This window comes from Ruminiclostridium hungatei, assembly GCF_002051585.1.
GTDB lineage: Bacteria > Bacillota > Clostridia > Acetivibrionales > DSM-1351 > Ruminiclostridium > Ruminiclostridium hungatei.
Map to the genome: position 1 here is coordinate 14745 of NZ_MZGX01000018.1, position 11873 is coordinate 26617.

The 11873-nt window shown below is 39.7% G+C and carries 9 protein-coding genes; all 9 read right to left on the bottom strand.

Annotation, left to right across the window (positions count from 1 at the left end):
* Positions 1-216: 216 nt before the first annotated feature.
* The 9 genes from CLHUN_RS13410 to CLHUN_RS13450 all read right to left on the bottom strand — a co-directional run bounded on the left by CLHUN_RS13410 (position 217) and on the right by CLHUN_RS13450 (position 11852).
* Complete coding sequence (locus tag CLHUN_RS13410; RefSeq protein ID WP_080065144.1) at positions 217-1008, bottom strand: ABC transporter ATP-binding protein; 792 nt, start codon at positions 1006-1008, stop codon at positions 217-219.
* A gap of 12 nt (positions 1009-1020) precedes the next feature.
* Positions 1021-1842: an ABC transporter permease gene (locus CLHUN_RS13415; protein WP_080065145.1), complete on the bottom strand. Its 822-nt coding sequence runs from the start codon at positions 1840-1842 to the stop codon at positions 1021-1023.
* 75 nt (positions 1843-1917) lie between these two features.
* Positions 1918-2940 (bottom strand): ABC transporter substrate-binding protein, encoded by a 1023-nt coding sequence (locus CLHUN_RS13420; protein ID WP_080065146.1) that lies wholly within the window; start codon positions 2938-2940, stop codon positions 1918-1920.
* Between the two features lie 210 nt (positions 2941-3150).
* Positions 3151-4362: a 2-hydroxyacyl-CoA dehydratase family protein gene (locus CLHUN_RS13425; protein WP_080065147.1), complete on the bottom strand. Its 1212-nt coding sequence runs from the start codon at positions 4360-4362 to the stop codon at positions 3151-3153.
* On the bottom strand, positions 4359-6377 hold the full coding sequence (locus tag CLHUN_RS13430) for a 2-hydroxyacyl-CoA dehydratase (RefSeq protein WP_207559169.1): 2019 nt from the start codon (positions 6375-6377) through the stop codon (positions 4359-4361). Before CLHUN_RS13430 ends, CLHUN_RS13425 begins: the two co-directional genes overlap by 4 nt.
* Positions 6367-7263 carry an acyl-CoA dehydratase activase gene (locus CLHUN_RS13435; RefSeq protein ID WP_080065149.1) on the bottom strand — a complete coding sequence of 299 codons (897 nt, stop codon included), beginning with the start codon at positions 7261-7263 and terminating at the stop codon, positions 6367-6369. Before CLHUN_RS13435 ends, CLHUN_RS13430 begins: the two co-directional genes overlap by 11 nt.
* Positions 7264-7863: 600 nt before the next feature.
* Positions 7864-8637, bottom strand: coding sequence for a TetR/AcrR family transcriptional regulator (locus tag CLHUN_RS13440; protein WP_080065150.1), 774 nt, complete (start codon positions 8635-8637; stop codon positions 7864-7866).
* Positions 8638-8755: 118 nt separating this feature from the next.
* The gene (locus CLHUN_RS13445) at positions 8756-10066 is read right to left on the bottom strand and encodes an MFS transporter (protein ID WP_080065151.1); all 1311 of its coding nucleotides are present in this window, start codon (positions 10064-10066) and stop codon (positions 8756-8758) included.
* Between the two features lie 58 nt (positions 10067-10124).
* The gene (locus tag CLHUN_RS13450; RefSeq protein WP_080065152.1) at positions 10125-11852 is read right to left on the bottom strand and encodes an ABC transporter ATP-binding protein; all 1728 of its coding nucleotides are present in this window, start codon (positions 11850-11852) and stop codon (positions 10125-10127) included.
* Between the last annotated feature and the right edge of the window lie 21 nt (positions 11853-11873).

The following is an 11873-nucleotide window of genomic DNA, read 5'->3' on the forward strand; positions in this document are numbered from 1 at the left end:
GGCACCACAATTCTTTTAGAATTCTTTTTTCCCTCAAAATTTTCAACTCTTACTAACCCATTTTATAACGCCTCAATTCAAAGAAAATTTTCCGGCTGTAGGATAATTTTCTTACATCAGCGGCGTTTCAACGAGGCGGGAGATATGCTCGCCGCCTGAAACCCGAAGCGGTACCCGCCACCTTGTGGAGGGGGGAGGGGACATTTTATTGCCTCGTTATATAAAATATTCAAGGTTTTTCTCCTCTTGAGTGAAGAATTCTCTATAAATTTCTTTTCTGATTCTCACAAAATCATAGTCACTTCGTTCCCTTGGTCTTGACAATTCGACCGGTATATTCTTTTTGATTTTGCCTGGTCGGTTGGATATAACCAAGACTCTATCTCCAAGATATATTGCTTCATCTATATCATGTGTAACCAAAATCATGGTAGTTTTTTCTGCTTGCCATATGCGTAGAATCTCCTGCTGCATATTGATACGGGTTAATGCATCTAATGCTCCGAATGGCTCATCCAGAAGCAATACATCAGGTCTGTTAACCAGTGCACGAGCAATACTTACACGCTGCTGCATACCACCGGACAATTGATGTGGATATGCTTTTTCAAATCCTTTTAGCCCAACTAATTCTATATGTTCTTCAATTATTTTCGTTTTTTCAACCTCAGATAGTTTCCCAACTATACCAAATTCTATATTCTTTTCAACAGTAAGCCACGGAAAGAGTCTCGCTTGCTGGAACACCATCCCCCTATCTGAACTTGGACCTTTAATGGGTTTATCTCCATGGAGGATTTGTCCTTGATAATTTTTTTCAAGGCCGATAATCAATCTTAATAAAGTACTTTTACCACATCCGCTTGCTCCGACAATACTTATAAATTCTCCAGGCCTGACAGTCAGATTAATATCCTCCAGCACATCAACTGTATCGGAATCAATTTTATAGCTTTTATGAAGTTTCTTAATAATTAAAGGTAAATGATTCGAATCTTTTGTATTCATTCCAACCTCTTTTCAGGAATTTGCATTAGAATTCCATTTCAATAATCTTTTTTCTATTATTCTTAAACTGGAATCAATAAGCAAGCCGATTAGCCCGATAGAAAATACACCGGCAAACATTATATCCGGCTGCAGCATTTCTCTTGATGACATAATAAGATAGCCTATTCCCGATGCTGAAGCAATCAGTTCGGCTCCTACTACACACATCCATGCAATCCCTATACCTACACGCAATCCGGTAAAAATAGAAGGGAGTGCCGATGGCAAAACAATTTTTAAAAGAATCTGGATTTTGTTCTTTTCAAATATATAAGCTACCTCAAGATATTTATCATCCACGCTTCGTATGCCTGAAACCACATTAATCAAAATAGGCCAGAAGCTGCCGATTGCAATCACTGCAACCTTAGAACCTTCATCAATTCCCATCCATAATATCAAAACCGGCATCCAGGCAATGATTGGTATCGGACGCAAAAATCCGAGGACTATTGAAAAAGCTATTTCTACTCTCTTAAAAAGTCCTATTAATATTCCTACAGCCACTCCCAACACAGCACCAACCACGTATCCTTGAGCAACTCTAAAAATACTTATCAATAGATTGTCAAAAAGCCTGCCTGACTTTATAAGTTCTATATAAGCATCCAGAATTCCAGATGGAGCAGGAAGAATCAATGCTTTAACATAACCATTTCTGCTCATAATCTCCCAAAATATCAAAATAACAATTGGTACAATCAATGCAGCCGGATAGTGAGAGAGCTTTGTCAATATTTTGATTTGTTTACTTCTCAATTGATTGCCATATATACTTTTTGCTTCTGCCATCCACAGCCCTCCTTGGCTTTGAATACATCCCGGCAGCATCCTTATGTTGCAGTCAACTGCCGGAATGATTCTGTGTTATTGTAATCCTGCCGCCTTTAAGAATTGCACGTCATAAAAGGACTTAATATCATAGTCTTTTTTAATAAAATTGCTGCTTCGCAGGAACTGGTATGTTTGCTCAAAAGCTTTTGAAACATCCTCTGTAATTTTAACATTGTCTGTATCCTTTGAAATGATGCCTGCCAGGACAACTTCTTTAGGAATATTCAGCTCTTTTGCAAGTATTTCCGAGGCCTTATCCTTATTTTGTTCTTCCCATTTTTTTGCTTTATCATATGCTTTTAGCAATCTATTAATGATTTCCGGGTACTTTGTGATAAAATCATTGCTTGCGACAATTGGACCAGCCATATATTTTAATCCGGTAGAATCGGAAATCTGTTTTCCAGCTTTTTTTGCAAGTATAACGGTTGTAAAAGGCTCTACCGTTACAGCTGCATCTATGTTTTTTGCTGCCAATGCAGTAATCAAATCATTGGGTTGCAGATTTACAATACTTACATCTTCGGGCTTTAGACCTGCTGAATCAAGATAAAGATAAAGCATATGCTGGACTACCGTTCCAACTGTAATTCCCACTTTTTTACCTTTTAAGTCCTTTGGAGATTTTATGTCTGAATCAATTTGAGCAACTAATGCCAGCTTGTCGTAGCCTCCGGTAAAGCTTCCTACAGCCTTTACACCAGCACCATTTGCCGCTGCAACAATTGCAGGTTGGTCACCATATGTAGCAATATCCAGCTTGTTGGATATAAATGCCTCAGTAATTGGAGGTCCTGAAGTAAAGCTTTGATATTCTACTTTAATACCGTCTTTGTTGAATTCCTCTTCGAAAAAACCTTGTTCCTTGGCAATTGTTGATATCGTGCCAATGATAGAGCCAATTCTTATGACTTCAGGTTTGGCAGCCGAATTTGATGTTTCCTTTGTTTGCCGGCTCACTTTGGAATCCTTTGCAACGATCTCGTTAGTTCCGCATCCGCTAAAAAGCACAATTCCTAAAATAGTTACCAGTACTAACGAAATAATTCTTTTCATAGTATTTCCCGCCTCTCATTTTATAATTTTATTAATTTTTATAACACCTCAATTCAAAGGAAGTTTTCCGGTTGTAGGAAAAATTCCTTACACCAGCGGTGTTTCAACAAGGCGGTAGATATAGATATGTGCTCTCCGCCTGAAAACCAAAGCAGTACCCGCCACTTGCAGAAGTAGGGGACATTTCACCGCCTAGTTATAAGTTTGCAATTATGAGAACATCTCTATAAATGCTCTAACACGAGTTAATAATTGTCCGGATGGCGCACCTACCTGAAAGCATCCATCAAGACCAATACTGGGAATACCCCTTTTTTTGAAGTAGTCACGGAATATTTCAACATGTACCCCACCAAACGCACATCCTACATAATGGTAAAAAAATATACCTTTTGATGATGATTGTTCTATCATTCTCTCTATGCCTTTAATCTGATGTACAGGTGATCCAACAAGAAAATAATCCAGTATATACCGGGCCATACTTTCTAAAGGTGGTACATCCTCACGCCAATTCCTGTCATATGGGTTTGGAGTAAACCAGCTTAGGAGCGCACCACCACAGTCATCAACCGCTTTGTATACTCCGAACTCCAAGCCACGAGCCCCTATCCAGGTAAGCGGTATAACCTTTCCCAGCGGTGAAGGAATTACATCAGAAGAGTTAAGCTCATCAATCAGTTCATCAAGTACCGCTTCAAACTCATCCGGCTTACCAAAATAGTGCCCTGATCCCATGAGTATAAACATAGTTGGCAAACTTTTAATATAGAGTGAATTTTTAAGTCTTAATTCCATAACAGTTCTTACTTTTGCCAATATTCTATTCATACGTGCAATTTCCCGGGCCATCCGGCTTTCATCAAGCTGCTTTCCTGTCAGCCATACAGCCAGGTCCCCAAGCTCACCTGACAGAAATTTGATCACCTGATCCAATCTGCCGTCATGGTTTAATTTTGGGCGAATAGCTCCTTCTACCCTAAAGACATCATAACCTTGCTCGCGTATTAATTCGTAAGCCATGTTAAAAGGCTCGCAAGCATTATTAAATGCTACAACTCTTTTTACGGAACTGTTATTGCGCAAAACCCATTCACCAAGCAAAACAGAAATCATTGAGCAGGTTTCCTTTGGTAAATCAAAAGCCTCTTCCGCTATTTGAACCGAATTACGGGAGCTGAGCCTTCCAAGGTCTATTGCCGATATTGGTACCGTATCACAGGCATAAAACAGCGGTGCTTCAAAAACCCCCTGGGTCCATGCAGCTTTTCGTCCTAAACGGTTACCCTTTTCAGCATCCTCAATATATGTCAGTGCAAGGTCAAAAAGCTTATTCACAGCCTTGGAATACTCATGCTCCTGCTTGCTGGAAATGATGTACTCCAATTGATTGGATGGTTCCTTGATTACTTTGTTGCTCAATTCTTTTCACCTCCTTTGGTTTCCTTTAAGACTTCAATAAATGCTTCAAGTCTTGTGTTTATTTGTCCTGTATCACCTTGTGAATAATCAGTATCAAGTTCAAGAACAGGTATTCCCGTATCCTGAAACTTCTTTATAAAACTACCTTTTGTCATTCCATAACATGGACAGAATTTGAGATAAGTAAATATTACAGCATCAACACTGTATTCCTTCGCCAGCAGCGCTGAAAAATCAATCCTCTTTGAAAGCGGAAACTGCCTTGCGCACGGTGCCTGATCCAGATATGAGTTTGCAAGCTCCTGCCAGGGGTCACCGGATTCTTCAGTTTCATAATAAAAGGGGCTAAGACCTGTGCAGTGATCTTCTACAACTACATTGACTCCCAGGTCTTTTTCAAGTAAATCCATAATTCTTCGGTCTCCATCAGCCATCATTCCACCTGCAATCATAATCCGCAAACGTGGAAAATCATCATCAGGTATATTTAACAAGCGATTATGGATGTCAGACAGAATAGATACTTGTTCTTCCGGAGGTATAGTCCTGTATGCACGTGTGATTTCCAAAAAATCAGCACCTGAAATAGGAGGATTATTTCTTTTTCTTAATTCAGATATCTCCTTGATAAGCCTCCTGATTTTCTTATGCAAATTAATGTGTTCACGTACTTTTTCTACACTTAAAGGCTTCCCGGTCAGAGTTTCAATATCACTTTTAAAATTAATAATCTGTTGGCGGAATAAATTCCTTACAGCTTCCTTTTCACTCCCTCTTGGCACTACATAACCAATAGTAGGCTTAAAATAATTGTCTATGGCATCTGCTGTTGCCCTCATTGAATCACAGGTATAAAATGTCGCAACTTGATCCAGAGCTTCATACAACGGATCTTTTGCAGCGAAATGACCTATAATGCTCTTTGTGACATCGCAAAAGACACTCTTAACAATAGTTTCCCCCTGTGCCACTACATTTGGCAAACCGCATTTTCCCAGCCTTGTATAAGCTACATCAGCTGCACTTAAAATTTCAACAGGGGTATATGTACATAAATAGCCTACCTTTTTCACATCTAAACGCTCTATGATCGATACTTCAGCTTCTTCAATTTTTCTGGTCAAATCCGAAAGATTAGCTTTGTGTGCCAGTAATTCCTGCTTTCTGGTCCGGGTAGTCTCTTCTGCCAGCCGCTGGGCATATATGGCGGCTCCCAATGCACCTGCAAATACCATATCAAGACGCGGTACAATAATAGGATGCCCCAACAATTGTTCCAGAGCATGTTTCATGCCTACATTGTTTGACACTCCGCCTGTAAACACCAAATCTGCTTCCAGGGGAATTTGGTTGAGCAGGCTTATTACACGTCTTGCAGAAGCAAAATGCACTCCTGCCGCTATATCTTCAGAGGCCTCCCCTTTTGCTCTTAGTGAAACAACTTCCGACTCAGCAAAAACAACACACTGACTGCTCACATCCAGTTCTTTTTCTGCCCTTAATGAAGCAGACCCGAACTCAGATAATCCAAGGTCCAGCAGGCTTGCTGCTTTTTCAAGGAAACGGCCTGTCCCGGCTGCACATTTATCGTTCATTTTGAACTTAATAACCTTGCCTGTTTGCGGATCAATCTGAATTCCTTTTGCATCCTGACCGCCAATGTCGATAATAGTCCTGGTTCCTGAATTCAAATAATGTGCTCCCATTGCATGGCATGATATTTCTGTCAATATATCCGTAGGAACATCGGGAAATTTCAGAGATATCCTCCCATATCCCGTTCCCACAATATATTTTATATCTTGAAGGGACATTCCAGCCTTTTCAAATATTTCTTCCAGCAATTCCTCTGAAGTTGCCTGCATGTTCACACCGGTAGCAACAATGGCGGTAAATATCTCTCCCTTTTTTAAAAGAACTGCTTTTGCATTCCTTGAGCCGATATCAATTCCAAGCACCACAATATCAGAAATTTCACCCACCAAAACAGAATCAATGACTTCCTCAATTTTCATTCCCATCCTCCTTGCTTTCACCAGTTATGTAACTATCCCTGGACATCCTCTGTGCAAGCACCGCTGCACCTAGTGCACCACAATAGACCATATCCAGTTTTGTAGTTTTTATAGGGTGCTTCAATAATTCCTCAAGTGCAAGCTTCATGCCCGGATTATTTGAAACTCCTCCTGAGAAAACCATTTCCGGATCAAGTCCGATACGGTTTACCATATTTCTGACACGCCGTGCTGTGGCAAAATGAATTCCCGCTGCTATGTCCTCCCGTTTTTCTCCGTTTGCTTTAAGTGAAATAATTTCGGACTCTGCAAAAACAACACATTGGCTACTGATTTCAAGCTTTTTCTTTGATTCCAAAGCCCTTTCTCCCAATTCCTCAAGTTGGTACCCAAGCATTTCAGCCGTTTTTTCCAAAAACCTGCCAGTACCTGCTGCACATTTATCATTCATCACAAATTCAATAACACGTCCGTTTTCAGGATCAATTTTAATTGCTTTGCAATCCTGTCCACCAATATCAATAATTGTCCTAGTTCCGGCGTTGAGGAAATGCGCCCCCATTGCATGGCAAGTTATTTCAGTCATTATTCCAGACGGTATACCCTGGAAGTTCATTGCAACACGGCCATAACCTGTTCCGACAATATAACTGATTTCACTTTTTGAAATTCCTGTACCCTTTAGTAATTTCCCCACCAGCTTTTCTGCAGTTTCCTGTGAATCCACCCCACTTGCAGTGATTACTGTATGTATCGTTTTTCCATGAATCAAAACTGCTTTTGACTGTCTTGAGCCAATATCGATTCCAACTGTACCCATATCAATAAGTTCTGAAGTACGCTCTTTTGCTATAACCTCTATTATACTCATGCTTTTGACCGCCATAATCATCCTCCGTCCTCAGATAAAAACTGCGATAAATCCAAAGTAGACACATGTCAATGTTATCCTATATGTTTACTTGGGTATATTGTATTTTTTTGGTCACACCCAAAAAGATGTGACCTTTAAGTTTAAATAATTTTTTTATGCTTAGGCAAACCATATTTAAGTACATTTAACGACACAAAGTCATTTACCGTACTCATATAATAACATCCAAATATCACAATGTCAATGATAATTTTACTATTCCGATATTTTTAGTATGATATCATTCTTTGTAATTTGTATAATGAGCATATCAATAAATTTTTTCCCCAGCTCAGGCTTGCTCACAGATATCCCAAGCCAACATGAAGGTATCAAAAATTTGACGGTTGTTATGCGATTATTACCGAGGAGAATTATTATCTTTTTGATTTTTATGATGATGTACTTGAAGATGTTGGAAAGAAGCTAGATATTAACTTTGAAAATGCCTGCTAATCCTTTATTCACAGAGATTACAGGCATTTTTTATCTCGTTTTGCTGCAGAAGTCAGGATAACATCCAAACAATACATGTCAATGATAACTTACTACTATTTTGATATTTTTAGTATGTTATCGTTCTTTGTAATTTGTAATTGGTATAATGAACATATCAATAAATTTTTTCCCCAGTTCATTATATTGCTCAGGTTTGCTCACAGATATCCCAAGCCAGCATGAAAGTACCAATTGCGAAATAGTTTTTGTTTCAATATCTTGACTAAATACCCCTTCTTTTTTTCCCTGAACAAAATATTCCTCAATAATTTCTTGAGTACAGCTGTATGTCTCATCCCATATTTTTTTAATTTTTTCATTTACACTTGAATAATATAGGATGTTTCGCATCATAAGATTGTTGTACTTACTAGTTGAAAAATTCACACCATATTGAAGGATTTTTTCTATGTAGACAACAGGATGAAATGGGCTCTGCTTCATTAACTTGCTAAATCTTTTTCGATTTTCCAATTCATTTTGAAAACTTATCTCAAGCAATTCTTCTTTACTTTTAAAGTAGCTGTATATCGAAGTTCTTTTTAATCCCACAGCTTTTGCAATTGTATCAATATCTATGGTATGAAAAGCGTTTTTGGAAAATTCAGCTATAGCTTTTTGAATAATCATTTGCCTCATCGAATAAAATGCTTCATCATCATTGTCAGCTCCCTGTTTAATGTTTGAGATTAAATCTTCGGTTGATGAAAAATACTTATAAAAGGTTGATTTGCTAATCTTACAAGCATTAACCACATTTGTAACATTAACAGCACGTATTCCTTCTGATCTAATAATTTGATTTGCACAATCTATTATTTTTTTCTTTTTTGTGTCTTGGTTTTTCATTTAATACCTCTTCTAAGACAAGTTAAATTTATTATTTAGCCATCCATTTATTATATAATACCGTCTTCACTTTATGAGTTCAAGGAAATGTGTCTGAAATTGCTGTAACAGCCTAAGTTTAATCACCTGTACCGCAAACCACCGGATTATCCACGTCCCTATGCTCTTCAGCGAATTCGGGATCACGGATACGACCTATGATAATGATTGCTGCGATGAAAATGGTAAATGTAAATACAAATGGCAAGCGGCGGTCAATACTTGATAACCATCCGGTAAAGTAGCCAAATGGTGAGGCAAAAGCAATGGTAAAGGACATAATCAAAGAATTAATACGGGCCCGCTCCTTCGGATTAATGTTTAGCTGGAGCAAGGCATCTTTACGAGGCACTACAAGGGCACTGGCCACTGCCGCAACAAAGACATAAAGGATAATAAACGGCAAGCTGCCGATGGGAGTCAGTATCAGAAGAATCGAGCACGCGGCATACAATACCAGACCAATCCACATAGGTATCCGGAATTTCACAGCTTCCAAGCGGTGCTGTATTCCAATCATGAAAATCAACATCACAGCCGCATTCAAAATAGGAAAAAAAGCCAGATAACGATCTGCTATGCCTAGTCTTTGTGTTACATACAAGCTAAAGAAGTTGGTACTGACAAGATTGGTTATATGTAATATCACAGAGACAATAACCACTTTCATAATTTCTTTATTCATCAGCACTTTGGGTATCAGATCCTTGTATTCATATAACATCTGTAGAACAGTGGTATCTTTCGTCTCGGCCATACGAATCTTTCCTTGCCGGGTTTCATCGCAATGCCGCAAAGTAATAATCACCTTAATCAGCATATTCACAGCGAAAACCAGATATAAAACACGGACAACCGGGACCACGGTAAAAGAATTTATCAAGACTCCAGAAATTGGTGCAAAAAATATTGCAACCAGACCGCCTATGTTCGCCCAGGTATATATTCCTAATAAATCCTTGGAATCTGCATCCTCAATCAATAAACAATACCATGCCGTCTGGTTAATCTGCTCAAAGCTGTTAAATAAGACTGCAATTAAAAAGAGCCAAAAGTTACCCGAAATGGCCCATATGAGGCAAGCAACACCCCAGCCAAAGAAATCACCCATCATGGTTGTAAATTTGCGCCCCAGCTTATCGGTGATTATACCACCAAAGAAGGAAAAAAACACCTGAACAAACATAGCAACCGACAGAATCAGTCCGATTTGAACGTCCGTTATTCCCTGCGTGTACATATATAGTGTGGCAAAAGGTGCGATTAAGTTATAGGGAATACCCCAGAGAGGCTCCATTAAAATCAGGGTCCTTGGATTTCCCTTGTTATGTTTTAATAATTCAATCAGCGGGTGCTTCCGCAGAGTTTTTATTTTTTGTACTGTATTCACTGGTTTCTCCATTTTACGACTGTTTCTTAATTAAAAGCTGCAGGATTGGTATTGGCTTTTACATCAGGTTCTGTATATTGCAGAGGTTTGAGTATACTCCCTTTAGTTTCAGGAGCTCCTCGTGCTGTCCCTGTTCGGCTATTTTGCCATTCTCCAGTACAATTATTTTGTCTGCCCTTTTTACGGTTGATAATCTGTGAGCTATAACAATCAGCGTTCTCGTTCCGGCTATCTGGTTAATTGCCTTCTGTATCTCCGTTTCGGTTTCGGTATCTACTGCGGAGGTGGCTTCATCAAGGATAAGCACAGGTGAATTTCTGAGAACGGACCTGGCTATGGATATTCTCTGCTTCTGGCCTCCGCTGAGGCGGACGCCTCTCTCCCCGATAACAGTATGGTACTTTTCCGGCAGAGACATAATGTATTCATGTATGCAGGCGGTTTCAGCCGCCTCCTCTATCTGCTCCTGAGTAGTGTTGCTGCAGCCGTATGCAATGTTCTCGGCTATTGTTCCGTTAAACAGGAATACATCCTGCAAAACAATGCTGAGCTGATTTCTTAAGGACTCCAAAGTCATATCCCGGATATCCATCCCGTCCATAAGGACTTTTCCTGAGTTTGGATCATAAAATCTTGCTATCAGGGCAGAAACCGTGGTTTTCCCAACTCCGGTGGGACCTACCAGGGCAATCATCTGACCTGCCTTTATCTCGAAGCTTATATCATCCAGCACGGGGATATTACCCTTATAAGAAAAACTGACATCTTTGAACTCCACTGAGCCGGACAGCTTTCCAACCTTTTTGGCATGGGGCTTATCCTTTATGTCGGGATCGGTATCCAGCACCTCAAAAACCCTCTCCGCTCCCGCCAGCGCCTGCTGCATATCTTCAACCACTCTGGTCAGCGTTGATATGGGCGTATAGAAAAGGTTCAGGTACAGCAAAAAGGCAACTACCTGTGATATGCTCAGGCCTGTCTTCAATGCAAGCAATGGTCCCGCAATAAGCACTATGACAGTACCGATTGAAGATATAAAATTAACTGCTGGATTCAAAATTCCAGAGTAAAAAAGAGCTTTAATCAATGCTGAAGAGTGTTCCTCGGATTTTTCAGAGACCTTTCCCAGTTCATGCTCCTGTTTGTTGAAAACCTGAATTTCCTTCATTCCGGAAAAATTATCCTGAAGTACGGCATTCAATTCGGCAATCTTAGCCTGCCCCACCTTGAAATACTTCCTGATTTTGCGAAGCACTACAGACAGGAAAGCAATGAAGGGGATGGGTATGCAAACCAGCAAGGCCAGGAACGGATTTATAAAAACCAGGATAACCAATACGCCCACCAGGGTGATGATATTTGTGACAAGATCTGGAATAGCATGGGCTATCAGGTTTTCAAAGGTATTTATGTCGTTTACGACTCTGGACATAAGCTGGCCGGTTTGTTTATCATGATAGTAGCTCATGGACAGTTTTTGAAAATGGTCATACAAAACTCCCCGCAAACGGGCTACGAGGCTCCAGGACGCCACATGCGCAAAATAGTTGTTCAGGAACTGGAATACTGCTCTTAAGGCGAAGCAGCCCAGCAGTATCATGGCAAAAAATACGATAGTATTAATGGAGGAGCTGTAATCACCGCTCTCCATTATTGCAATTATTTTTGAGGTTATGTACGGTGCAAAAAGGTTGATGCCTGAAATCATAAACAGTGCAACTGTGGATACCACCAGATATTTTGTCCATGGCCTGGCAAGTTTAAAAAGTCTAATTATGTGTTTCATACTTTTCTCCGGATATAATAG

Coding starts and splice junctions, on each gene's coding strand:
- CLHUN_RS13410 (WP_080065144.1), bottom strand. CDS start 1,008: ATGAATACAAAAGATTCGAATCATTTACCTTTAATTATTAAGAAACTT.
- CLHUN_RS13435 (WP_080065149.1), bottom strand. CDS start 7,263: ATGGCGGTCAAAAGCATGAGTATAATAGAGGTTATAGCAAAAGAGCGT.
- CLHUN_RS13430 (WP_207559169.1), bottom strand. CDS start 6,377: ATGAAAATTGAGGAAGTCATTGATTCTGTTTTGGTGGGTGAAATTTCT.
- CLHUN_RS13450 (WP_080065152.1), bottom strand. CDS start 11,852: ATGAAACACATAATTAGACTTTTTAAACTTGCCAGGCCATGGACAAAA.
- CLHUN_RS13440 (WP_080065150.1), bottom strand. CDS start 8,637: ATGAAAAACCAAGACACAAAAAAGAAAAAAATAATAGATTGTGCAAAT.
- CLHUN_RS13420 (WP_080065146.1), bottom strand. CDS start 2,940: ATGAAAAGAATTATTTCGTTAGTACTGGTAACTATTTTAGGAATTGTG.
- CLHUN_RS13415 (WP_080065145.1), bottom strand. CDS start 1,842: ATGGCAGAAGCAAAAAGTATATATGGCAATCAATTGAGAAGTAAACAA.